This is a genomic window from Komagataeibacter xylinus, assembly GCF_031081985.1.
Classification (GTDB): domain Bacteria; phylum Pseudomonadota; class Alphaproteobacteria; order Acetobacterales; family Acetobacteraceae; genus Komagataeibacter; species Komagataeibacter xylinus_E.
This window is the reverse complement of sequence record NZ_JARWSK010000001.1, coordinates 595395-619236: the sequence shown is the minus strand read 5'-3', so window position 1 is coordinate 619236 and position 23842 is coordinate 595395. Positions and strand designations below refer to the sequence as shown.

22 protein-coding genes are annotated in these 23842 nt (G+C 64.7%); 10 read left to right on the top strand and 12 right to left on the bottom strand.

From position 1 onward, the window contains the following. Nucleotides 1-16 precede the first annotated feature (16 nt). Nucleotides 17-643, bottom strand: a complete 627-nt coding sequence (locus tag QEG70_RS03130; RefSeq protein ID WP_308719311.1) for a LolA family protein — start codon at nucleotides 641-643, stop codon at nucleotides 17-19. Then, on the bottom strand, nucleotides 640-954 hold the full coding sequence (locus QEG70_RS03125) for a BolA family protein (protein ID WP_308719444.1): 315 nt from the start codon (nucleotides 952-954) through the stop codon (nucleotides 640-642). Before QEG70_RS03125 ends, QEG70_RS03130 begins: the two co-directional genes overlap by 4 nt. A gap of 79 nt (nucleotides 955-1033) precedes the next feature. Here QEG70_RS03125 and QEG70_RS03120 point away from each other — a divergent pair, with 79 nt between their 5' ends. The 3 genes from QEG70_RS03120 to cobT all read left to right on the top strand — a co-directional run bounded on the left by QEG70_RS03120 (nucleotide 1034) and on the right by cobT (nucleotide 4724). Next, nucleotides 1034-1663, top strand: a complete 630-nt coding sequence (locus tag QEG70_RS03120) for a J domain-containing protein (RefSeq protein ID WP_308719310.1) — start codon at nucleotides 1034-1036, stop codon at nucleotides 1661-1663. A gap of 122 nt (nucleotides 1664-1785) precedes the next feature. Continuing rightward, nucleotides 1786-2811, top strand: a complete 1026-nt coding sequence (gene cobS, locus QEG70_RS03115) for a cobaltochelatase subunit CobS (protein WP_308719309.1) — start codon at nucleotides 1786-1788, stop codon at nucleotides 2809-2811. A 17-nt stretch (nucleotides 2812-2828) separates the two neighbouring features. After that, nucleotides 2829-4724, top strand: a complete 1896-nt coding sequence (cobT, locus tag QEG70_RS03110) for a cobaltochelatase subunit CobT (RefSeq protein WP_308719443.1) — start codon at nucleotides 2829-2831, stop codon at nucleotides 4722-4724. Between the two features lie 191 nt (nucleotides 4725-4915). Here the strand turns inward: cobT and QEG70_RS03105 are convergent, their stop codons facing one another. Next, on the bottom strand, nucleotides 4916-6349 hold the full coding sequence (locus QEG70_RS03105; protein ID WP_308719442.1) for a pyridoxal phosphate-dependent decarboxylase family protein: 1434 nt from the start codon (nucleotides 6347-6349) through the stop codon (nucleotides 4916-4918). A gap of 97 nt (nucleotides 6350-6446) precedes the next feature. Beyond that, the gene (locus QEG70_RS03100; protein ID WP_308719308.1) at nucleotides 6447-7400 is read right to left on the bottom strand and encodes a bile acid:sodium symporter family protein; all 954 of its coding nucleotides are present in this window, start codon (nucleotides 7398-7400) and stop codon (nucleotides 6447-6449) included. An 89-nt stretch (nucleotides 7401-7489) separates the two neighbouring features. On the opposite strand from QEG70_RS03100, the gene QEG70_RS03095 reads away from it, so the two are divergent. Further along, nucleotides 7490-8422 carry a hypothetical protein gene (locus QEG70_RS03095; RefSeq protein WP_308719307.1) on the top strand — a complete coding sequence of 311 codons (933 nt, stop codon included), beginning with the start codon at nucleotides 7490-7492 and terminating at the stop codon, nucleotides 8420-8422. A gap of 160 nt (nucleotides 8423-8582) precedes the next feature. Here QEG70_RS03095 and mfd read toward each other — a convergent pair whose 3' ends face one another. Together mfd and QEG70_RS03085 are read right to left on the bottom strand one after the other, a co-directional pair. Further along, a complete protein-coding gene (gene mfd, locus QEG70_RS03090; protein WP_308719306.1) occupies nucleotides 8583-12065 on the bottom strand; it encodes a transcription-repair coupling factor in 3483 nt (1160 codons plus the stop codon). Beyond that, nucleotides 12062-12373, bottom strand: a complete 312-nt coding sequence (locus tag QEG70_RS03085; protein WP_130730934.1) for a succinate dehydrogenase assembly factor 2 — start codon at nucleotides 12371-12373, stop codon at nucleotides 12062-12064. Before QEG70_RS03085 ends, mfd begins: the two co-directional genes overlap by 4 nt. A gap of 105 nt (nucleotides 12374-12478) precedes the next feature. Between QEG70_RS03085 and recG the strand changes: the two genes are divergently transcribed. After that, entirely contained in the window at nucleotides 12479-14626 is a 2148-nt protein-coding gene (gene recG, locus QEG70_RS03080; RefSeq protein ID WP_308719441.1) for an ATP-dependent DNA helicase RecG, read from the top strand. Here the strand turns inward: recG and acuR are convergent. Beyond that, nucleotides 14565-15299, bottom strand: coding sequence for an acrylate utilization transcriptional regulator AcuR (acuR, locus tag QEG70_RS03075; protein WP_475704680.1), 735 nt, complete (start codon nucleotides 15297-15299; stop codon nucleotides 14565-14567). The genes recG and acuR overlap by 62 nt on opposite strands. Nucleotides 15300-15679: 380 nt before the next feature. On the opposite strand from acuR, the gene QEG70_RS03070 reads away from it, so the two are divergent. Further along, nucleotides 15680-16366 carry a cold-shock protein gene (locus tag QEG70_RS03070; protein WP_308719304.1) on the top strand — a complete coding sequence of 229 codons (687 nt, stop codon included), beginning with the start codon at nucleotides 15680-15682 and terminating at the stop codon, nucleotides 16364-16366. A 144-nt stretch (nucleotides 16367-16510) separates the two neighbouring features. Here the strand turns inward: QEG70_RS03070 and smpB are convergent, their stop codons facing one another. The 4 genes from smpB to QEG70_RS03050 form a co-directional block, all read right to left on the bottom strand. Beyond that, on the bottom strand, nucleotides 16511-17005 hold the full coding sequence (gene smpB, locus QEG70_RS03065) for an SsrA-binding protein SmpB (RefSeq protein WP_308719303.1): 495 nt from the start codon (nucleotides 17003-17005) through the stop codon (nucleotides 16511-16513). 3 nt (nucleotides 17006-17008) lie between these two features. Further along, nucleotides 17009-17887, bottom strand: coding sequence for a 4-hydroxy-tetrahydrodipicolinate synthase (dapA, locus tag QEG70_RS03060; protein ID WP_374762532.1), 879 nt, complete (start codon nucleotides 17885-17887; stop codon nucleotides 17009-17011). Nucleotides 17888-18038: 151 nt separating this feature from the next. Next, on the bottom strand, nucleotides 18039-18884 hold the full coding sequence (locus QEG70_RS03055; protein WP_308719301.1) for a prephenate dehydratase: 846 nt from the start codon (nucleotides 18882-18884) through the stop codon (nucleotides 18039-18041). After that, a complete protein-coding gene (locus QEG70_RS03050; protein WP_308719300.1) occupies nucleotides 18881-19624 on the bottom strand; it encodes a 3-deoxy-manno-octulosonate cytidylyltransferase in 744 nt (247 codons plus the stop codon). Before QEG70_RS03050 ends, QEG70_RS03055 begins: the two co-directional genes overlap by 4 nt. A gap of 137 nt (nucleotides 19625-19761) precedes the next feature. On the opposite strand from QEG70_RS03050, the gene QEG70_RS03045 reads away from it, so the two are divergent. The 3 genes from QEG70_RS03045 to serA all read left to right on the top strand — a co-directional run bounded on the left by QEG70_RS03045 (nucleotide 19762) and on the right by serA (nucleotide 22437). After that, nucleotides 19762-20268 carry a c-type cytochrome gene (locus QEG70_RS03045; RefSeq protein WP_308719299.1) on the top strand — a complete coding sequence of 169 codons (507 nt, stop codon included), beginning with the start codon at nucleotides 19762-19764 and terminating at the stop codon, nucleotides 20266-20268. Beyond that, nucleotides 20268-21077: an inositol monophosphatase family protein gene (locus tag QEG70_RS03040; RefSeq protein ID WP_308719298.1), complete on the top strand. Its 810-nt coding sequence runs from the start codon at nucleotides 20268-20270 to the stop codon at nucleotides 21075-21077. Before QEG70_RS03045 ends, QEG70_RS03040 begins: the two co-directional genes overlap by 1 nt. A gap of 94 nt (nucleotides 21078-21171) precedes the next feature. Then, nucleotides 21172-22437: a phosphoglycerate dehydrogenase gene (serA, locus tag QEG70_RS03035; RefSeq protein ID WP_308719297.1), complete on the top strand. Its 1266-nt coding sequence runs from the start codon at nucleotides 21172-21174 to the stop codon at nucleotides 22435-22437. 346 nt (nucleotides 22438-22783) lie between these two features. Here the strand turns inward: serA and QEG70_RS03030 are convergent, their stop codons facing one another. Then, nucleotides 22784-23110: a superinfection immunity protein gene (locus QEG70_RS03030; RefSeq protein ID WP_308719296.1), complete on the bottom strand. Its 327-nt coding sequence runs from the start codon at nucleotides 23108-23110 to the stop codon at nucleotides 22784-22786. A gap of 148 nt (nucleotides 23111-23258) precedes the next feature. Here QEG70_RS03030 and QEG70_RS03025 point away from each other — a divergent pair, with 148 nt between their 5' ends. Further along, entirely contained in the window at nucleotides 23259-23765 is a 507-nt protein-coding gene (locus tag QEG70_RS03025; protein ID WP_308719295.1) for a hypothetical protein, read from the top strand. Nucleotides 23766-23842 lie beyond the last annotated feature (77 nt).

Sequence of the window (23842 nt, the reverse complement as noted above, 5' to 3'; positions counted from 1 at the left end):
GCGCGCCGCCCTGCGGTCAGTTACTGGCGCTGAGGGTAAACATTGCGTCAGGCCAGGACTGGCCGCTGACCGTGGTATCGGTCAGGTCGAGGCGGATATGCTGGCGCTCGACATCGGTCATTTCAATGACCAGCAGCGACAGCTTGCCCCCGATATCCGCGAATCCGAGGGTCAGGATGCCCTGCGATTCGCTGTCGCGCCGCCCCAGCGAGACCTGCAGGCTGTTCTGCCCGTGCTGCACCGCTGTCACCGCAATCTGGCCAGACAGGTGCACCGGCTGGTCGAGCAGCAGTCCGAGCGGCTGGCGGCCAAGCGACATGCGGGTGACCGATTCGCGCCGGTGATCGACAAACAGCAGGTGCCCGCTTGCCGCCACCAGCTTCATCGAGCCCGGTGTTGCATAATCCAGCCGCAGGCGGCCGGGGTCGTAATGCATGACCCCCTGCCCCTTGCCGCCATCGGGCCATGTCTGCACAAAATTGGCCTGCAGCCCGCGTGAGGTGTTGAGGTAGGTCTCGACGCGGGCGATGTCATCAGCCTGATTGGGCGATGTGGTGGCAGGCGTGCCCGCGCAGGCGGCGAGCAGTGTGAGCAGGCCCCCCATCATCAGCCGCCGCGTGGCGAAGGGAAAGGCGGGCTTCATGCCGTGGCCATCCGCGCGTGCTCGGCGGGCGTGCGCAGCACGAGCGAGAGCGCATGCATGCCGCCCGCGAATTCACCCGCCAGCAGGTCATGCACCAGGCGCGAGCGCTGCACGCGGCCCACGCCCTCGAAGGCAGGGCTTACGATCAGCACGTTATAATGGCTTTCGCCTGCCTGCACGCCGTTGTCGCGCACATGCACGTGGTGGGCGTGGCGGGCGCTGTCATCGTGGATGGTGAGTTCCACCGGGGCGAGGTGTTCGCGTATGATGCGGTCGATCCGTCCGGCCCGGCCGGTTGCGTGCTGTTCCATTGGCGGCTCCATGATAGCGGGATCATTCATTGCACAGCTTCGCTCTTGCACGAAGCATGGACAGGCGCACATAACGGGAATGATGAAGAGAAGGAACACCCGGCACCGCGCCTTTGACCCCGATCCCGATGCGCCGGACCGCTGCTGCGACATGCATGGCTGCGACCAGCCCGCAGGCTACCGGGCCCCGCGCTCGCGTGATGCGCTGAACAAGTATTTCTGGTTCTGCCTTGAACATGTGCGTGAATACAATTCACGGTGGGACTATTATCGCGGCATGTCACCCGGCCAGATCGAGGCGCATATCCGCGCCGATGCCTCATGGGACCGTCCTTCATGGAAGCTGGGCCAGGGCAGTGCCGCCCGCGCGTTCAGCGAGGATGACGTGATCGACCCGCTCGACCTGCTCAAGGGGGCTGCCAAGGCGCGCGCGCGCACCCGCACCCGCCGCCAGCAGGACGAGGACCGCCGGGCCGACGCGCCGCCTGCGCTGCGCTACCCGCTTGGCGTGCTCGACCTGGGCTGGCCCGTGTCGATGGAAGAGCTCAAGACCCGCTACAAACAGCTCGCCCGCCAGCATCACCCCGATGCGAATGGCGGCGACCGCAAGGCCGAAGAGCGCTTCAAGGGCATCAACATCGCCTACACCACCGTGCGCGCCCACCTGGTGGCCACCAGCGCGCGCGAGGACGTGGCCCGGCGCGCCTGAAACCGGTCGCGCCATCATTATGGCCGATCTGTTACAGATATGTTTATACTCAGGACCCGATATGCCGCCCTGCGCTGTCATGGTGGGCCTTAACAGACGAAGTGACGGACGAGATAAAGCAGATGAACGAACCAGCAGACCTGACAACTGCCGCTGTGGATGCCAACGGCACGCCACTTCCCGCCATTTCGGCCGTCAATGCGCCTGACCTGCAGGTTTCGGCACGTGATGTGTTCGGCATCGACAGCGACATGAAGGTGTCCGCCTTCTCGGTGCGCACGGATCATGTGCCCGATATCGACCCGTCATATAAATTCGACCATGACACCACGCTGGCCATCCTGGCGGGCTTCGCCTTCAACCGCCGCGTGATGGTGCAGGGCTATCATGGCACCGGCAAGTCATCGCATATCGAGCAGGTCGCCGCCCGCCTCAACTGGCCGAGCGTGCGCATCAACCTCGACAGCCACATCTCGCGCATCGACCTGATCGGCAAGGACGCGATCGTGCTCAAGGATGGCCAGCAGATCACCGAATTCCGCGAGGGGCTGCTGCCGTGGGGCCTGCAGCACCCCTGCGCACTGGTGTTTGATGAATATGACGCCGGCCGGCCCGACGTGATGTTCGTGATCCAGCGCGTGCTGGAGGTGGAAGGTCACCTGACGCTGCTCGACCAGAACCGCGTGATCCGCCCGCACCCCTTCTTCCGCCTGTTCGCCACGGCCAACACGGTGGGTCTGGGCGATACGACCGGCCTGTATCATGGCACGCAGCAGATCAACCAGGGCCAGATGGACCGCTGGAACATCGTGACCACGCTCAACTACCTGCCCCACGCGCAGGAAACCGCCATCGTGCTGGCCAAGATGGGCATCGACCCCAAAAAGGACGAAGCCGGCCGCAAGCGGGTGGAAAGCATGGTGGCGCTGGCGGACCTTACGCGCTCGGGCTTCATTGCGGGTGACATTTCCACCGTCATGTCGCCGCGCACGGTCATAAGCTGGGCAGAAAACTTCCGTATTTTCAATGATCTTGCCTTCGCCTTCCGCGTTACGTTCCTCAACAAGTGCGATGAGGCGGAGCGGCCCACGGTGGCGGAGTATTACCAGCGTTGCTTCAACGCCAGCCCGCTGGCGCCACGGGGCTGATGACAGGGCAGGCACGCATGCACGAGAACCGGAAAAAGACCCCCTCCCCGCAGGCCGAGGATGAAGCCCGCGCCGCCGAGCACTTCAAGCGTGCCACGGTTGGCGCCGTGCGGGCCGTGGGCGGGCAGGCGCAGACCGAGGTCTCGTTCCTCAATGGTCCCGTGCCTTCCGGCGTGTCGGTTACCGGCACCCATGTGCGCCTGCCCCACCCCTCGCGGCGCATGACCGAGGCGGAAATGACCCGCATGCGCGGTGCAGCCGATGCTGCCGCCCTGCGCCTGCGCCACCACAACGCGCCCCTGCATGAAAGTGCCCGCCCCCCCGCGGGTGAAGCGCGCGAAGTGTATGACATGCTCGAGCAGGCCCGGGTGGAAAGCCTGGGCGCGCGGCACATGGCCGGGGTGGCCGCCAATCTTGATGCCCGCCTGGCGCAGGAATGCGCCGATATGGGCCTTGACCGCCTGCCCAGCCACACAAAGCTGCCTACGCCCTTCGCGCTGGGCCTGCTGGCGCGCGAGCACATGTCTGGCCATCCGGTGCCGCACTCCATGCGCGCACTCATGGCGCGCTGGGCCGATGACCTGCCGCCCGCCGCCCGCCGCGCCCTTGACGAGATGGCGGCACGGCAGGACAGCCAGCAGGAATTCGCCCAGGCCGCGCGCAGTCTGCTCATGGCGTGCGACCTGCTCCAGCAGGAAACCACGCCGGAGGAAGAGGCGGATGACGGCACGAATGATGCCGAGGCCGCGAACAGCGAAGACGAGGAACCCTCGGACGACACCACCCCCGACGCCCAGGAGGACGGCCCGGAGGAGGATGACAACAACCAGCCCATGCAGATGTCGCAGGGCACCGGTGCCAGTGATGACGAACCCGATGATGGCGAGCAGGGTGGCTCGGCCAGCGGGTCGGAAGAAGCCGGTGGACCAGCCGAGGGTGATGCGGAGGAAGCGGAGCCACAACGCGGCTACCATGCCTTTACCACCGTTTTTGATGAGGAAATCGCCGCCGAGGACCTGTGCGACGCGGAAGAACTGTTCCGCCTGCGCCAGACGCTCGACCAGCAGCTTGTCAGCATGCAGGGCGTGGTCTCCAAGCTGGCCAACCGCCTGCAGCGCAAGCTCATGGCGCAGCAGACGCGCGCGTGGGAGTTCGACCTCGAGGAAGGCATGCTCGATGCCGGGCGGCTTTCGCGCATCGTGGTCAATCCCATGCTCTCGCTGTCTTACAAGCGCGAGCGTGATACGGATTTCCGCGATACGGTGGTAACGCTCCTGATCGACAATTCGGGCTCCATGCGTGGCCGCCCCATCTCGGTGGCCGCCATGTGCGGCGATATCCTGGCCCGTACGCTCGAACGCTGCGCGGTGAAGGTCGAAGTGCTCGGCTTTACCACCCGTGCCTGGAAAGGTGGCCGTAGCCGCGAGGAATGGGTGCAGGCGGGCAAGCCTGAAAATCCGGGTCGGCTGAATGACCTGCGCCATATCATCTACAAGGCGGCCGACATGCCGTGGCGGCGTGCGCGGCGCAACCTTGGCCTGATGCTGCGCGAGGGGCTGCTTAAGGAAAACATTGATGGCGAGGCCCTGCTCTGGGCCCAGCGCCGGCTTGCCGCCCGCCCTGAAGGCAGGCGCATCCTGATGGTGATCTCCGATGGCGCGCCGGTGGATGACAGCACGCTGTCAGCCAATCCCGGTTCCTACCTCGAGAACCACCTGCGCGAGGTGATCGCCCATATCGAGACGCGGACCACGACCGAACTGCTGGCCATTGGCATCGGCCATGACGTGACGCGCTATTACCGGCGCGCCGTGACCATTACCGACCCCGAGGAACTTGGCGGCACGATGATGAAAAAGCTGTCCGAGCTGTTTGGCGAGGAATCAGCGCGGGGGGCGCGACGCAGCCGCTGACGGCTTCCCGCTTCCCTGCCCCGCGCCATGTCATTGGCGCGGGGCTTTTTTAGAGACTGCCTGAAAAGTCAGCCCGAAAACATCCAGACATCATAAGAAAGTTTTTTTCAAAGAACGCCGCCTTTTTGAAAAAAGGCGGCACTCAAAAACTTTTGTCGTTTTTTATCAATGTGTTGTTTTCAAACAGTGTTTCAGGCTGCGACCAGCCTGCGGTCGGCAAGTTCGAGCAGCGCGTCGAGCATGCGGTCAACATCCGCAGTGGTGGTGCGGTGGTTGACGATGGCTGCCCGCACGGCCTTGTGGCCGTTGATGATGGTGGTGGATGGTGCGGCAATCCCGCTTTCATGCAGGTCTTTCACCACCTCGCCATTGAAGAGGTCCAGATCCTCCACGGGGGCGATGATGCGGAAGCACACGATGTTCAGGGTCACGGGAGCCAGCAGTTCCAGCCGGGGGTTGGCCTCCACCCGGGCGGCAAGGTGGCGGGCGATGGCGCAGCAGTTGGCGATCATGTCGCCCATGCCATCGGCGCCATAGGTGCCCAGCGTCATCCACACCTTCAGCGCCCTGAACCCGCGTGACAGGTCGGGGCCGAGATCGCAGTACCACGGGCCATTGGTGGCAAGGCCCCGGTCCTCACGCGCCAGATAGGCGCGGGACTGGGCGAAGGCATCAATTTGCGCGCCGGGGCGGCGGACGAGGATGCAGCCTGCATCGTACTGCACCTGCGCCCATTTATGGAAATCAAACGCCACGCTATCGGCGCGCTCCAGCCCACGCAGCCCTGGCCGCAGCGTGTCGGATAGCATGGCCAGCGCGCCGAATGCGCCATCGACATGGAACCAGATGTCCTCACGTGCGGCGATGTCGGCCAGGGTGTTCAGGTCATCAATCGCGCCGGTATCCACCGTGCCAGCCGTGCCGATCACGATAAACGGCTCAAGCCCCGCCGCGCGGTCGCGCGCGATGGCCTGCTCGAGTGCGGGCAGGACCATGCGGTTGTGTTCATCCACCGGGATCACGCGCAGGCTGTCCGTGCCCAGCCCGGTCAGGTCGAATGCGCGCGAAATGCAGCCATGCGCGGTGGCGGCGGCGTAGCCCACTAGTTTGCGGCTGCCCACGCCAGCAGCCCGCATCTTCAGCCCATCAGGCACGGCGCGACTGGCGGTGATGACGGCAATCATGTTGGCCATGGAGGAGCCGGTGACCAGCAGCCCCGTGGTTTCAGCCGGGAAGCCGCACATCTCGGCACCCCAGCGGATCACCTCGCGCTCGACCTCGATGGGCGCATGGTCGCGGCCGCCGCAATTGGCGTTCAGTCCCCCCACCAGCAGTTCCGACAGCATGCCCACCGCCGTGCCGCCGCCATGCACCCAGCCCATGAAGCCGGGATGCACGTTGCCGGTGGAATAAGGTTCGACCAGTTCGCGAAAGCGGGCGTACAGTTCTTCCGGCGGGGTGGGCGCGTGCGGCAGGCCGGTGCGCAACTGCGCGCGCAGGGCGGTCGGCATGGGCTGCCACACCGGGCGCTCGCGCAGGGTGGACAGGCGGTCCATCATGTCATCGACCATCTGGTGGCCCAAGGCCCGCAGCGCATCCCAGTTATCCGGGTCCAGTCCTGTCATCTCTCTCCACCATTTCGTGCGGTTGTCATGCCCGGCGGGCATTGTCGGCCTGCCTACATACCGGGCCGGGCCGCCATGCGCGAGGGGGAAGATGGGGTCAATCCGCCTGCGCCGCACCAAAACGCCGTGCCAGCGTGGCACAGGCAAAAAGCTGGATCTGGTGGTAGATCATGAGTGGCAGCACGATCAGCCCCACCTCGGTGGGTGCAAACAGCACGCTGGCAATCGGCACGCCTGATGCCAGAGACTTCTTGGAACCACAGAACACGATGGCAATCCGGTCCGCCCGCGCAAAGCCGCCCATGCGCCCCACCAGCAGGGTCAGCCCCAGCACCAGCGCCAGCAATCCCGCATCGGCCAATGCCACGCGGCCAAGCTGGCTTGCTGGCAGGCGGTGCCACAGCCCCTGGGTCACGGCCTCGCTGAAGGCGGTATAGACCACCACCAGGATCGACCCCCGATCAGAGAAGGAAAGCAGCTTCTTGTGCCGGTGCGCCCAGCCCCCGATCCAGGGCTGAAGCGCCTGCCCCGCAATGAAGGGCACGAGCAGTTGCCCCACGATGGGCATGATCCCCCCGCCGCCCCCGCTGGCATGGCGGCTGAGCACGATGCCCACCAGTACGGGTGTTATGAAAATACCCAGTATGTTGGACAGCGTTGCCGAACAGATGGCCGCCGCCACGTTGCCGCGTGCAATCGAGGTGAACGCGATGGAGGACTGCACGGTGGAGGGCAGGCAGCACAGGAACAGCAGGCCCGTCCACATCGGGCCATCAAGCAGGCGTGGAAAGGCCGCATGCAGGCCCATGCCCAGCAGCGGAAACATGGTGAACGTGCAGAGCACGATGGCGAGATGGATGCGCCACCCGGTCACTCCCTCCACTACCGCCCGGCGCGACAGGCGCGCGCCCTGGAGGAAAAACATGTTCGCAATCATGATGATGGCGAGGATATTGAACACCCTCACCCCCATCCCCCTACAGGGCAGCACGCTGGCCATGCCAACGGTAGCCAGCAGGCACAGCAGGAAGGAATCAAGTCTGCGGAGCATGGTGAAGGCGGTAGCCTGATGCTATGAGGAGACGGCGGAGATTATACCCGATTGCATCCGCTGCCTATTCACGCCACCTTGTACTGCAAATGAAAAAAATATTTCTCACCACGGTCCTCGCCGCCCTGTCGTGCATGGGTACGGCGCAGGCGACGGCCCTGCCAGGCACCTGCGCCAGCGCACAGCTTGCCAGTAGCCAGCCGCATGGCAGCAATACACTGGCCGGCCATAATTACGACCTGGCCCTGGCGGGCAACGTGCACCAGACCTTTCACGCGGGCGATATTGCTGCCAGCGGCACGGGGCTGGAGCCGCAGGCCCTGCGCGACATGGAGGACGTGGCCTCCCTCGTGCTGCTCGCCACCCTGACGGGCCACCACTCGCAGGGCTGCGCGCAGGATTATTTCGTCTCCGCCGCAACGCCCATCATGGACGGGCTGCGCGCGGGCCGCAGCTATGACCTGATCTGGCAGGACGGGCTGCTGAGCAGCGGGGAGACGAAGCTCTCCTTCCACCGCGCGCATCTGCATCTTGCTGGCGCCAAGGGCGACACCGCCCCCGCCACCCTTACGCTCGATACGCAGGGCATTGGCATAACCGGCTCGCACAACACGCTTCTGGTCAATGCCCTGCCCCAGCAGGCCACGGCCAATGCCTCGGTGCCCAGCGCATCGCTCGTGCCGCTTGCCGCTGCCATTACCGGCCACCCGACCGAGGCTGTCATGGTGCCGCTGCATGTCTCGTCACTCACCGCCCAGCGCGGCGCCATGCAGATTACCGGCAATGGCGACGCCAGCCTGACAGGCAATACCGATGCGTCATCCGCCAATGGCCATATTCAGGTACAGAACCTTGATGCCGTGATCGAGACCCTGCGCAACGCGGGTCAGACCCGTGCAAGCGCCGCCCTGATTCTGGCCAAGCTGTTTGGCCATAAATCGGCCTCAGGCGGAACGGGATGGGATGTCAGTTGGGAGGGTGGCGTCATGACCGTCAATCACATTCCGCTGCCCATTCGCTGAAGGGCATCCAGCCCCTTAAATGGATCAGAAACCTGACAGGCTGCATTGGCCTTTCAGGTTTTTTTGTGAACGGACACCGACTGAAAGAAGTGTCTGGTGAAGCTTTTTTCTAAAAGCTTCAGAGAGGGGTGCCTTTATAAGAAAAAGGCACCCCCCGTTTTCAGGCCGAAACGCCTGCCTCCTCATGCACCATGCGCACCAGCGCGCCGAGCACCTTGCGCGCCTGCGTGATGCGCTGGGCGTTGGTCATCTCGCGTATGATCGCAAGCTTGTGGTCGGGCCTCAGGCGCACATTGGCTTCCTTCTGCCGGGCAATCCATGCCACCAGCCCTGCCGGGTTGGCAAAGGTGTTGCCCCGGAACTGGATGACCATGCCCTTGGGGCCTGCTTCGAGCCGTTCCACGCCCGCCTCGCGGCACAGGCGCTTGAGTGTTACAACGTCCAGCAGGTTGCGCACCTCATCGGGCAGCGTGCCGAAGCGGTCAACCAGTTCGGCTTCCATCGCCTCGACCTCCGCATCATTGGCCAGGGCCGCGATGCGGCGGTACAGGCCAAGGCGCACCGGCAGGTCGGTCACGTAGCTGTCGGGTATGAGCACCGGCAGGCCAAGGATGATGTTGGGCGTCCAGTCCCGGTCCTGCAGCTTGCGCCGCCCCTTTTCGGTGCGCAGGTCGGCCACGGCATCTTCGAGCATCTGCTGGTACAGCTCGATGCCCACTTCGCGGATATGACCCGACTGCTCATCACCCAGCAGGTTGCCCGCCCCACGCAGGTCAAGGTCGTGCGAGGCCAGCGTGAAGCCCGCGCCTAGCGTGTCGAGTGTCTGCATGACTTCCAGCCGCTTCTGGGCTGCGGCCGAGAGCACATGTGTCTGTGGCCAGGTCAGGTAGGCATAGCCACGCTGCTTGCCGCGCCCCACGCGCCCGCGCAACTGGTAGAGCTGGCCCAGGCCAAACATGTCGGCGCGGTGGATGATGAGCGTGTTGACCGCAGGCATGTCCAGCCCGCTTTCCACGATGTTGGTGGAGAGCAGGATGTCGTATTTGCCATCGCTGAACTCGGTCATCACCCGTTCCAGCTCGGTTGGTGTCAGGCGGCCATGGGCCTGCACCAGCCTGGCGTCGGGCACGATCTCGTGCAGGCGGGCGGCCATGCGGTCGAGATCCTCGATGCGCGGCACCACGCAGAACACCTGCCCGCCGCGGAAGCGCTCGCGCTGGATCGCCTCGCGGATCACCACGCTGTCGAACGGCATGATGAAGGTGCGCACCGCCAGCCGGTCGGTGGGCGGGGTTGCGATCAGGCTCATCTCGCGCACGCCGGTCAGGGCGAGTTGCAGCGTGCGCGGCAACGGCGTGGCCGAGAGCGTGAGCACATGCACGTCCTCGCGCAGGGCCTTGAGCTTTTCCTTGTGGGCCACACCAAAATGCTGCTCTTCATCCACGATCAGCAGGCCAAGGTCGGCAAACTTCACCGTCTTGGCCAGCAGGGCATGGGTGCCGATCACGATATTGACCGTGCCATCGGCCAGGCCCTTGCGCACGGCGGTGGCCTCCTTGCCCGTGACCATGCGTGAAAGCTGCGCCACATTGACCGGCAGCCCGGCAAAGCGGGCGGAGAACGTGCGGTAATGCTGGCGGGCCAGCAGCGTGGTTGGCACCACCACCGCCACCTGCGCGCCTGACATGGCGGCAACGAAGGCGGCGCGCAGCGCCACTTCCGTCTTGCCAAAGCCCACATCGCCACACACCAGCCGGTCCATCGGCTTGCCTGATGCCATGTCGTCGAGCACATCGGCAATGGCGCGGGACTGGTCCTCGGTCTCGATGAAGGGGAAGCGGGCGCAGAATTCATCCCACAGCCCTTCTTCGGGCGTCAGCGCCGGGGCTTCACGCAGGGCGCGCGCGGCGGCTGTGCGGATGAGCTCGCCCGCCATGTCGCGGATGCGCTGCTTCATCTTCGCCTTGCGCGACTGCCACGACACCCCACCCAGCTTGTCGAGCGCCACATGCGCCTGGTCGGAGCCGAAGCGGCTGAGCAGTTCGATGTTCTCGACCGGCAGGAACAGCTTCTCGTTGCCATCATAGATCAGGCGCAGGCAGTCATGCGGCGCGGTGCCCACGCCAATGGTCTCCAGCCCGTCATACCGGCCAATGCCGTAATCCTGATGGACGATCAGGTCGCCTTCCGCGATCTCGGAAGCCTCGGATATGAACTGGTCGGCCTTCTTGCGCCGCCGCGGCGGGCGCGAGATCCGCTCGCCGAGCAGGTCCTGCTCGGAGATGAAGGCGAAGTTGTCGGCAACAAACCCGCGTTCCAGCCCCAGCGTGAGCAGCCCCACCGTGCCGGGCTTGAGCTTCTGCGCCTCTTTCCATGTGGCAAAGGTCTGCACCGGCAGGCGGTATTCGCGCAGCAGCACGCCAATGCGCTCGCACGAGCCGCGCGTCCAGGCCGTGACATAGGCGCGCCTGCCGGTCTGCGCCCATTCCTCAACGCGTGCATGCAGCATGGGAAAGACGTTCTCGCGCCCTTCGGTCACGGTCTTGGCGAACATCTGGCCCGGCCTGCCGCCCGCATCCATGCCCGGCGCGCCATCGGGCTGGGCGAAGGGCATGAACACCACGGCCTTTTTGCCCGCAATCATCGCATCCCACCCCTTGCGGTCGAGATACATCAGGTGCGGTGGCAGCGGGCGGTAAGGCACCTCGCCTTCCCGCGTGGGCTGCTTGCGGGCGTCGTAGTGGTCGGCAATCATTTCAAGCCTTGTGGCCAGCACCTCCCCGGCCTGGTTGGCGAGCGAGATGGTGACGCCGGGCAGGTAGTCCACCAGCGTTTCCATCTGTTCATGGAACAGGGGCAGCCAGTGCTCCATGCCCGCATGCCGCCTGCCATCCGATATGTGCTGGTAGAGCGGGTCATTGGCCGCAGCGGGGCCAAACAGGTCGCGCCAGCCGGTGCGAAAGCGCGAGATGGAGGCCGGGTCGAGGCTGAAATCGGCCACCGGGCGCATGGTCAGGCTGTCGATCTTTGCGGTCGAGCGCTGGGTGCCGGGATCGAAGCGGCGGATGTTCTCCACCTCGTCGCCAAACAGGTCAAGCCGCACGGGTTCGGCCTCGCCTGCGGGGAAAATATCGAAAATGCCGCCACGGGTGGCGAACTCGCCCTGCTCCATCACCGTGTCGGTGCGGTTGTAGCCGTGGGCGATGAGCAGTTCCATCAGGAAAGGCGCATCAAGGCTTTCACCGGTCTTTATGGTGATGGACTGCCCGGCAAAGGCGGCGCGCGGGGCCACGCGCTGGATGGCGCCCATCACCGTGGTCAGCACGATGCGGGGCGTGGTCGCCTTTTCCAGCAGGCGGGTCAGGGTCGCCACCCGCTCCGCGATGATGGCGGGGTTGGGCGATACGCGGTCATACGGCAGGCAGTCCCAGCCCGGAAAGCGGAGGATTTCCGCTTTGGGTGCGACAAAGGCCAGCTGGTCTGCAATGCGCGCCATGGAGGCATCATCACGGCACACATGCAGCACGGGGCCTTCGTTCTCGCCCAGGCGGCGGGCGAGCAGGAAGGCGTCATACCCATCCGGCACGCCCCATACGGGAACGGGGGTGCCGGGTGCGAGCGAGAAACCTGCCGTATCGGTCATTTTCCGCCCCGGATCGCAGCAAGGCGGGCGGGATCGGTGGCATCGGCCATGATCTGCTGCATCATGGGCGTATTGAGTTCGGGCGGCACCGGGCGGCGGCCGCTCAGCCAGTCGGCCAGGTCGGCATCGGGCAGGTCCATCACGGCTTCGAGCGCGTCAAGCTCGGCTTCGGTCATGCCCTCGAGCCGGGGGGCGACGAACCCGCCAATCAGCACGTCGGTTTCATGCGTGCCGCGATGCGTGGCGCGGTAATAGATCTTGCGCCGCCGCGTATCGAGACGGGAGAGATCAGGCGTTCTGGCTTCCATTGCGTTCCACCCCTGTATGGTTGTGTTTTGTTCCGTAACGCAGGTGTCCTATAGCCCTCATGCGGGCATATGTCAGCCCGCATGACAAGCATGCCACCCCGCAGGATGAACCGCCGCGTGTTCGATACCACCACCCTCCCCGCCTGTTCCCTTCTTGCCCCGCTGCTTGCGGGGGTTGAAAGCCTGAAGGGCGTGAAACCGGCAACGGCGAAGCTTCTGGCGCGGGTGGCCGGAGGCAGGCGGGTGATCGACCTGCTGTTCCACCTGCCGGAATCGGTGGTGGACCGGCGTTACCGCCCTGCCCTGCGCGAGGCGGAAACCGGGCGGGTGTGCACGCTGCTGGTCACGATCACGCGCGTGGTGCCGCCAGCGCCGGGCGGCGGGCGTGGCAGGCGGCCGTGGCGCGTGGTGGTGAGTGATGGCACGGCGGAGGCGGAACTGGTGTTCTTCTCCCCCCATCAGGTGCGCAGGCTTGAGGCCGGGCAGGATATTGCCGTGTCGGGCACGCTGGAGCGCTTTGGGGAGCGGCTGAGCATGGCGCACCCCGACTATCTGGTGCCGCAGGCCAGGCTTGCTGAAATTCCGCTGCTCGACCCGGTCTGGCCGCTGACGGCGGGGCTGTTTCCAAGCCAGGTGCGCAGCGCCATGCGGGCGGCGTTCGATGTGTTTCCCGCCCTGCCGGAATGGCAGGATGCCAGCGTGCTGGCGCAGCGCAAATGGCCCGGCTTCGAGCAGGCACTGCGCACGCTGCACCGCCCATGCGACTTTCCCGAGCTGATGGAGGGCGAGGCCCTGATCGGGGCATCCGAGCGGGCGCGGGCGCGGCTTGCGTGTGATGACCTGCTGGCCCAGCAGGTTTCCATGGCGCAGGCGCGCAGGCTCAACCGCCTGCGGCCGGGGCGCAGCATCGTGAGTGATGGCAGTTTGCGCGCGGTGGCGCTGTCGCGCTTTGGCCATGAACCCACCACGGCCCAGACCCGCACGCTGTCGGAAATCGATGCCGATCTTGCCGCCCCCCGCCAGATGACGCGCCTGCTGCAGGGCGATGTGGGGGCGGGCAAGACGCTGGTGGCGCTGCTGGCCATGCTCGGCGCGGTGGAGGCAGGCCATCAGGCAGCCCTTATGGCGCCGACCGAAATTCTGGCCCGCCAGCATCTGGCCACGTTTGAAAAACTCTCCCCCGTGCCGGTGGCGTTCCTTAGCGGCAGCGTAAAGGGCAAGGCCCGGCGCGAGGCGCTGGCCCGCATTGCCGATGGCACGGCCCGGCTGGTGATCGGCACGCATGCCCTGTTTCAGGAAAGCGTGGTGTTTGAGGATCTTGCCCTGGCGGTGATTGACGAGCAGCACCGTTTTGGCGTGGAGCAGCGCGCCATGCTGGGCGAGAAAGGCCGCCAGACCGACGTGCTGGTCATGACCGCCACCCCCATCCCCCGCTCGCTGCTGCTGACCCAATGGGGCGACATGCTGGTCAGTCGGCTGGATGTAAAGCCTGCGGGCCGCAAGCCGGTGCGTACCTCGTTGCATGCGCTCTCAGCCATGGATGACCTGCTGGCGGGGATGGAACGGGCGCTGGCGCGCGGGGCGCGGATATTCTGGGTGTGCCCGCTGGTAAGCGAGAGCGAAACCGTTGACATTGCCGCAGCCGAGGCCCGGCATCATGCCCTTGCCGCCCATTTTGGGCCTGATGCCGTGGGGCTGGCGCACGGCCAGCAGGATATTACGCTGCGCGAGCAGGCCATTGCCGATTTTGCCGCCGGGCGCACGCGCATCCTCGTTGCCACCACCGTGATCGAGGTGGGGGTGGATATTCCCGATGCCACGGTGATGGTGATCGAGCATGCCGAGCGCTTTGGCCTGGCGCAACTGCACCAGTTGCGCGGGCGCGTGGGGCGTGGGCAGGCGGAATCCTACTGCCTCCTGCTGCATGACAGCGCGCTCGGCCAGACCGCGCGGCGCAGGCTGGCGCTATTGCGCGAGACGGAAGACGGCTTCCTGATTGCCGATGAGGATTTTCGCCTGCGTGGCGGTGGCGACCTGACCGGCAGGCGCCAGTCCGGCCTGCCCGACCTGCGGCTGGCCAGCCCGCTGCATGTTGACATGCTGCTCAGGCTTGCAGCGCAGGATGCCCGCAGGCTGGTCGATACCCCGCCCGATAAGGCGCCCCCCGCCCTGCGCGGGCGCAGGCAGGCGGTCAGTTTGCTGCTTGAACTGTTTGCGCGGGCGCAGGCCGTGCGGGCGATACGCGCGGGGTAGCCGGTGGCTGGCACGCAGGTGGCTTGACCCCCAGGGCCGCTGCCGCCTGCGCCATGTAGAATGTGGTGAACAGGTCCAGCGGTTCGGGCGTGTGTTCCATGCGGGACCGCAGCACCGCCCCTTCCCACCCGATCCAGAAATAGCGGGCGAGTTGCATGCAGGTGCGCTTCTGCGCGGCGGTGGCGCGCGTGTCAAAGCCTGCGAGCAGGCAGGCGTTCACGCGCTTTTCCCACCCGTGCATGATGGTGAGCAGGAGGCCGTGGAACGAATCGGGCAGCATGTCGATTTCCTGCCCGAGATTGCCGATCAGGCAGCCCCGGTGAAAACCGTGATGCTGCATGTTCGCGCGCACGTCATGCACGAAGTTGAGCAGGCGCTGCAGCGGGGCCGTGTCCGGCTCCTGCAGCCACAGGTCCAGCCTGGCGTTGAAAGATCTGGCGTAGTCCTCGATCAGGACCTGCCCGAAATCTTCCTTGCTGCTGAAGCAGTAATAAAAAGACCCCTTCGAGATGCCCGTGGCGTTCAGCACGTCATCCACGCAGGTGGCGGAAAAGCCTTTTTCCGTCAGTAAATCAACACCTGCGCGAACCAGCATGGCGCGTGTACCCTCGGGTGCACGGGCGTTTTTTGGCGGTCGGCCCCGACCGCGCCGGGGGGGAGATGTATCGGGCATGGCGTTTTTTCTTATCTCTGCAAGGGGGCAATTGAATCAGGGATTTGTGGCGATAATGTGCGACTGCGTCTAGAAATCAAGTACAATCGTGCATTTAATTTATATCTTTGCGTTCCCCCCTTTTTGCATTCCTGCCCCTCACAAACTGGTCAGGATGAAAATTCGTGTGGCAACCAAAGGTGGGAATATGCTTTGGTGTTGTTGATGCCGATGCGATTTATGCTAGGGTCACCGTAGGATGGAAAAAGTTTTCCTGAGCCGCCGCCGCCTAAACCCCGGTCCAAGGCCAGGGCAGGCCAGTCTCCATCCTGCAAACGTGCTTTCATTCGGTGGTGTTCCACAACGGGACATCCGCCACCTAGACCTCGGGATTACGACCGTTGAGAAGTAACAGGACCGACCGCAGCTCCCGCTCCCCGCGCCGCGGCGGGTTTGACGATGATTTCATGTCGTCGCCTTCATTTGGTGACCGCGCCTCCGCGCCGCCGCCGCGCCGCTCCTTTGGTGGTGGAGGTGGTGGTCCCCAGATCGTCGCATCCGGGCCAGAGATCAGCGCCACCGTAAAGTGGTTCAATAGCGAAAAGGGCTTCGGCTTCGTTGAGCTGTCCGATGGTTCGGGTGACGTGTTTCTGCACGCCAATGCCCTGAACCCCACCGGGCATGCCACGGTTGCGCCGGGCACCACGCTGGTTGTGCAGATCGGTCAGGGCCCCAAGGGCCGCCAGGTCGCCAGCGTCCTTTCCGTTGATGAAAGCACGGCACAGCCCGAGCGCCCCCGTGGCGGTGGCTTTGGCGCGGCACCCGGTGCGCGCGCCGGCTTCTCGCGCTCCGGTCGCCCCGCCCCTGACCTGTCGCACGCGCAGGACATGCGCGGCACGGTCAAGTGGTACAACGCGACCAAGGGCTTCGGCTTCATCACGCCCGAGAACGGCGGCAAGGACATCTTTGTCCACGCTTCCGCCCTTGAGCGTTCGGGCCTGTCCGGCCTGACGGAAGGCCAGACGGCAAACGTGCAGGTTGTTGAAGGCCAGAAAGGCCCCGAAGCCGCCGCCCTGTCGGTTGACTGAATACTTTCCCCTGCCCCACGCCAGCCTGAGGCTGGCGTGGTTGGGTGAATGAATAGAAACAGGGCCATCCCGCAAGGAATGGCCCTGTTTTTTTTGTGCCTTGTGTCAGGCGTGTTCGGATCACGCCCACTTTAAACTGGTTTTTTAGTCTTCGCGGCCCTTGTTGCGCAGCAGGCGGGCCTTGTCGCGGGCCCAGTCGCGGTCGGCTATGGCGTGGCGCTTGTCTTCCTTCTTGCGGCCTTGGCCCACGCCCAGCGTCAGCTTGGCAAGGCCGCGGCTGTTGAAGTGAATGTCCAGCGGCACCAGGGTCACGCCGTTACGCGCGGTCTCACCGAGCAGCTTGTCCACCTGTTTCTTGTGCAGGAGCAGCTTGCGCGGCGCGCGTGGCTCGAAACGTGACAGCACGCCACCCTGATATTCGGGAATGTAGCTGTTGATCAGCCACAATTCCCCATCGCGTTCACCGGCATAGGCCTCGTTGATGGTGGCGCGCCCCATGCGCAGGCTTTTGACTTCCGGTCCCTTGAGCACCAGCCCCGCTTCCACCGTTTCAAGGATGGAGTAGTTGAAGCGACCCTTGCGGTTCTGGGCTGCGATCCCGGTCGAGATCATGCCGCTGCCCTTGTTCTTGCTGGCCATGGTTCAGTCCAGCAGCCCGACAGCATCGAGCGCTGCCTTCACCTTTGCGCGGCTGGCATCGGTCAGCGGTGCCAGAGGCAGGCGGCAGGTCTCGCCCATCAGTCCCAATACGCTTGCGGCGAACTTGACCGGCACGGGGTTGCTTTCACAGAACAGGGCGTCATGCAGTGGCAGCAGCCGGTCCTGCAGTTCCATGGCATCCATCACGTTGCCATCATTCCAGCTCTGCTGCACCTGCGCGCACAGTGCCGGGGCGACATTGGCGGTAACGCTGATGCAGCCATCGCCACCCGCGGCGAGAAACGAGACCGCGGTGCCATCCTCGCCCGAGATCTGGTTGAACGGCTTCTTTACCGCGCGGCGCACGAGCAGCGGGCGCAGCAGGTCGCCCGTGGAATCCTTGACCCCGATGATGTTGGGGTGCAGCGCCAGCCGCGCCATGGTCTCGACCGAGATGTCGATGACCGAACGGCCCGGAATATTGTACAGGATGACGGGAATGCTGATGGCATCGGCCACGGCCATGAAGTGGCGGTACACCCCTTCCTGCGTGGGCTTGTTGTAATAGGGCGTGACCACCAGCACGGCCGAGGCCCCGGCCTTTTGCGCCTGCTGGGCCATCTCCACCGCTTCGGCCGTGCTGTTGGAGCCGGCGCCTGCAATGACCGGCACGCGCCCGGCTGCGGATTTTATGGTGAATTCAACGACTTTGGCATGTTCATCATGCGTCAGGGTCGGGCTTTCGCCCGTGGTGCCAACGGGTATGAGTGCGGCAGCGCCCTGCTGGATCTGCCAGTCGATGAAGCGGCCCATGGACGGCAGGTCAAGCGACCCATCCGTATTCATGGGGGTAATAAGGGCGGTCATGGAACCCTTGAACATGGTTGTTTCCACCTGGATCCTGTGTCTTGGCTATGCGTGCGCCGGTTGGTTGTCCGGCACCATCGTTTTCATGCGCCCGGCCCCGGCGCGGGCAGGCAGGGTATCATACAGGCAATGCGGCGCGGGGGGCAAAACATGCCCGCCCTGCCCTTTACGCCCCCCGCCGGAAGGGAGATGCGGGATAGACGCCCAGAATTTCCTGGCGTTCCGAAAAGAATGAAAGCTCGCGCAGGGCTTCCGCCAGCGGGGGCGCTTCGGGGTGGCCCTCCACATCCATCAGGAACTGTGTGGCCGAGAACGAGCCTTCCAGCATGTAGCTTTCCAGCCGGGTCAGGTTCACGCCCGTCGTGGCCAGCCCGCCCAGCGCCTTGTACAGCGCGCCGGGCTGGTTGGTGATCCTGAACAGCAGCGTGGTCATGAAGTCGGGGCTTGGTGGCGGCAGCGTGTCGGGCCTGCGCGATGCAATGTAGAAGCGCGTGGTGTTGTGGGCGGCGTCCTCCACGTTGCGGCGCAGGATTTCAAGCCCGTTGAGTTCGGCTGCCAGTTCGGATGCCACGGCCACGTCTTCCCTGCGGCCCCAGTCCCGCACCATCTCGGCAGCACCCGCGGTATCAAACTCCACAACCGGCTCCAGCCCCAGCTCGGTTATCACGCCGCGCACCTGCGCCATGGCGACCGGGTGGGTGTGCAACCGCCGTGCATCGCCCAGCTTCGTGCCGGGAATGCCCAGCAGGCAATGCTCCACGCGCTGGAAATGTTCGCCCACGATGAACAGCCCCGCCTGTGGCAGCAGGGCGTGAATATCGGGCACGCGGCCTGCAAGGCTGTTCTCGCAGGCCAGCATGGCCAGTTCGGCCTGCCCGTCATGCACGGCGGCAATGGTCTGGGCAAAGGTCTGGCACGGCAGCGTGGTCCAGCCGGGCCGGGCGGTGCGGCAGGCCAGGTCGGAATAGGCGCCGGGGCGGCCCTGGAAGGCAATGATGCGTTCTGCACTCATGCGACGGCTCCCAGCAACTGGCGCGCGCGTTCAAGATCGGCGGGGGTGTCAACGCCAAAGGGGGCTGCGGGCACGCGGGTGCAGCCAATGGTCATGCCAGCCTCGAGCGCGCGGAGCTGTTCGAGCTTTTCGCGCTGTTCCAGCCCGCTTTCGGGCAGGCTGACAAAACGGGCTAGGGCCGCGCGGCGATAGGCGTACAGCCCCACATGGTGCCATAGCGGTCCCTGCCCCCACGGTATGGGCATGCGTGAAAAATACAGCGCGCGCGTCACTTCATCTGGTCCGTCGCTGCCAAAGGCGCAGGCCACTTTCACCACCGAGGCCGCTTTGGCTTCCGCCTCATCGCGCACGGGGGCCACGAGGGTTGCGATATCGACCGCGCCATCAGCCAGCGGTCGGAGCACGGCGCGCAGGCAGTCCGGCTCGATGCCCGGCAGGTCGCCCTGCAGGTTGATGATGGTGTCATGCCTGCCGCTCGGGTCAAGCGCGCCGAGAGCCTGCCAGATGCGGTCCGAGCCGGAAGGCAGGTCCGGGTCGGTGAGGATGGCGGTGCCGCCCGCGTGTTCCACCACATCGGCAATGGCGCGGTCGGCGGTGGCGACGGCAACCGGGCCGATGCAGGCGGCCTGCGCGCGCTCGAGCACATGCACGATCATGGGGCGGCCCGCGATATCGGCAAGCGGTTTGCCCGGCAGACGGGTCGAGGCCATCCGGGCCGGAATCAGGACAATAGGGTTCATGGGGTCTGGGTCTGGGCCATCCGTAATCTGTCGCGGCGGCACGGGCCGCCCGCCGCCCGTGCATGCTTCACACAGGGCGCGCGGCAGTCTAGGTAAGGAGCGGTTTACATGCAACCGTGGGAAGGACGCCCGACTTCATGGACAGTACACGCCTTAACCAGATCGGGGTTGCCTGCCTCATTGCCGTGGGGGTGCTCGGCGCAAGCTGGGGCATTGCCCACACGGCCGTGCCCGAACCCCTGCCCGTGAAGGCTGGCGTGGCCATACCGCACCCGGCCGCCCCCGCGCCAGGCGCCTCCATTGATGACCTCGTGGCCAAAGCCAACGTGGAAAAGGGCCATGCCCTGGCCGACAGGCAGTGCGCCATGTGCCACAGCATGGCGCCCAATGGCCCCTCCATCATCGGGCCGGACCTGTTTGGCGTGTTCGGCACGCATGTGGGCGATATTCCCGGCTATGACTTCTCGGATGCGCTCAAGGCACACAAGGACGAGACCTGGACCAACGCCACCCTGTCCGCCTGGCTCAAGGGGCCTGCCGATTACGCATCAGGCACCAAGATGTCCTTCCCCGGCATTGCCTCCGAGACCGACCGCGCGGATGTGATCGCCTATCTACGCTCGCTCAAGCCGGAGACGCCCTGATGAGCGCCCTGCCCGCCGGGTTCCCGCGTGATGCGGTGCTTGAAGCCGCCCTTGCCGCCGCCGATGTGGCCCGCAGCGTGGTGCTGCCCTTCTTCCGCCGCGGGGTCATGGCCCATGACAAGGCCGATGCCAGCCCCGTCACCATTGCCGACCGCACGGCGGAGCGCGCGATTCGGGCGGTCCTGTCCGAGCGCCTGCCCGGCTTTGGCATCATGGGCGAGGAATTCGGCCTTGAAGGGGAGGAAAGCCCGTATCGCTGGGTCATCGACCCGATTGATGGCACCCGCGCCTTCCTGACCGGTCGGCCCACTTTTGGCACGCTCATCGCGCTGCTGCATAATGATGTGCCGCTGCTTGGCATTATCGACCAGCCGGTTACGGGCGAGCGCTGGATTGGCCTGCGGGGCGAGGCGACGCGCTTCATCTCCACCCTGCCCGGCACGCCGCGCACGCGGGGCTGCGCTGGGGTGGGCCAGGCCGAACTGTCCTGCACGGCGCCTGAAATCCTTGATGCCCCGCATCGCCCCGGTTTTGATGCGCTGGCGGCGGCAGTCCGGCGCACAAGCTGGGGCGGCGACTGCTACGCTTACGGCCTGCTCGCACTCGGGCAGATCGACATCATTGCCGAATGCACCATGAAGATATGGGACTGGGCCGCCCTCGTGCCGGTTGTGGAAGGCGCTGGCGGCTCCATGACCGACTGGGCGGGTCAGCCCCTGCGCGCCGATGGCGACGGCACGGTGCTTGCGCTGGGTGACGCTGGCCTGCTGGCGCATGTGAGCGGCCTGCTCGTGCTGGGCGCGGGCTGAGGACACGAATTCATCTTTCCCCCTAGCGATGGCGCGGCCAATCGGATAGGGACGACCTACCTTCTTGACCGTATCCAGAGCGGGAGCACGCGACATGACCAGCCCATCCACCGGCCACCTTTCCCTTCCCAAGGACAAGATCCGCATCCTGCTGCTTGAGGGCATCCATGACAGTGCCGTCAACCTGCTGAAGGAAAACGGATACGAGAACGTCACCCGCCTCAAGACGGCGCTGGAAGGCGAAGCGCTGCAAAAGGCGCTGGAAGGCGTGCATATCGTTGGCATCCGCTCGCGCACGCAGCTTACGCGCGAGGTGATCGAGAAGGCCGACCGCCTGATCGCCATCGGCTGCTTCTGCATCGGCACCAACCAGGTCGATCTCGATGCCGCGCGCGAGGCTGGCATTCCCGTCTTCAACGCGCCTTACAGCAACACCCGCTCGGTGGCCGAACTGGTCATGGGCGAGATCGTGATGCTGATGCGCCGCATCTTCCCCAAGTCGCAGGAATGCAATGCGGGTATCTGGAAGAAGTCCGCCACCAATAGCTGGGAAGTGCGCGGCAAGACGCTGGGCATCGTGGGTTACGGCTCGATTGGCTCGCAGCTTTCCGTGCTGGCCGAAGCTTTTGGCATGCGCGTGTTCTATTATGACGTGATCGACAAGCTGGTGCACGGCAACGCAACCCCGGTCGATACGCTCGAAACCCTGCTGGCCCAGAGCGACGTGGTCAGCCTGCACGTGCCCCAGACCCCCGAGACCGCGGGCATGATTGGCGAGGCGCAGATCCGCGCGATGAAGAAGGGCTCCTTCCTCATCAACAACGCGCGCGGCAACGTGGTGGACCTCGATGCGCTGGCCGCTGCCCTGAAGGATGGCCACCTGCTTGGCGCAGCCATCGACGTGTTCCCCAAGGAGCCCAAGCAGGCAGGCGAGCCGCTTGAGACCCCGCTGCGCGGGCTGGATAACGTGATCCTGACGCCGCATATCGGTGGCTCCACGGCGGAAGCGCAGGAGCGCATTGGCGTGGAAGTGGCCCGCAAGCTGGTGGAATACTCCGATATCGGTTCCACGCTGGGTGCTGTGAACTTCCCCACCGTGCAGTTGCCTGAAAACCCGCACGGCACGCGCTTCATGCACGTGCACCGCAACGTGCCGGGCATCATGCTGCAGATCAACGAGATCTTCTCCCGTGAATCCTGCAACGTCACCGCGCAGTACCTGCAGACGGCGGGCGAGCTGGGCTATGTGGTGGTCGAGGCCGATACCGGGCGTGATGTGGAAAAGGACAACCGCATCCTTGACCGTCTGCGCGAACTCAAGGGCACGCTGCGTGCCCGCCTGCTGTACAAGCAGCAGTAAGCAAGCGTTGTGCCGCCTTTTTTCAAAAAGGCGGCATGCCTTCAGGCTTTTGAAAAAATGGCAGGTTGAAGGGAGCACGCCAGACGGCAGGCTCCCTTTTTTCATGAGGGCGGCATGTAATCAGGGAAGCTGGACGATGCGGCTCCTGATTTCCTCATCGCCGGGCCTGATTTCAACGCTGCCTTTTGCGCAGGGCGGGTAAGCCTTCACCACAGGCTCGATCAGGCGGAAGATGGCCCCGGCATCGGGGCCGTAAAGAAAGCTCCGTGCGGCTTCAGGGGTGCTGAGGTCATATTCTTCATGGACCTTCGGTGGCAGGCAAGGACAGGCCCTTCCCCCGGCACCCTTATGGCACGGTCAGGAACGTGGCCGGTTCGCTCCGGCGCAGGCGTGCGTGGCGGCTGGTATCGGTCTCGAGCAGGCAGGCCATGAGCAGCGCAATCACCCACCCTACCCCGGTCATGCCCAGGGTGCAGTTCACCACCGCTACCACTGCCGTGTTATGCACCCTGCGGCGGCACGCGATGAAGGTGGGCAGCAGGAACACCACCATGCCGCAGGCCAGCACCAGCACGGCGCCGACAAGCAGGGGCGAGCCGATCTCCAGCCCGGTGCCCTGTATGGACTGCCAGCCACGGTAGATCTCATAGGTGGAGGGAACATGGATATTCATCACGCTTCATGCTAACCCTAAAGGCAGGCGTGCCGCCATATTGCATGGCACGTTGGGAACTGGCATGCAGCCCTTGCATGCTGTAAGGCTTTGTATTTGTCAGGGTTTGCTACAGTGCACGGTTATGTGGACCCGCAGGGGGTAACCTGTGATCTGGGGTGATTTCCAAGCGGTCATCCAGCTATCGGCTGGGCTGAACGTGGCCATTCTCAGCTTTGTCGATATCAGCCTGCCCGCCATAAAGGAACGCAGGCGCGTCTTCGCCAAGGCCCGGCAGGAGCTTGAACTGCATCGCAGTGGCACCGACCACCAGCATCCTGATGATACGGAGGACTATGTCGCCGCCGTGCAGGAAATGGACCGCAAGCTTTTCATGTTATGGCAGGAATCCTCCACCTTCATCCGCGAGGAGGAATCCCTCATCCGCTCCACCGGCGTGCTCGGCGTGTTCGGCGCCGTGCTGAGCCTCGGCCTGTTATGGTATTCGGCGGTGCATTATAGCGGGGTGATCTCGCTCATGGGGCAGGTGCTGATCATCCTGTCCTTCTGTTCGCTGCTTGGCGCGTTCCTGATCAACTTCATGACTGCGTCTCAGGCAGGCGTATTTACCAAGAAATGCAATTCCATCCGCGAGGAAATGCACAAGCGCCTGTAAGGGCATGATGGCGCTTTGGAATTAAAAGAAGTTTCTGGTGAAGCTTTTTTCAAAAAGCTTCAAAGAACGCTGTATTC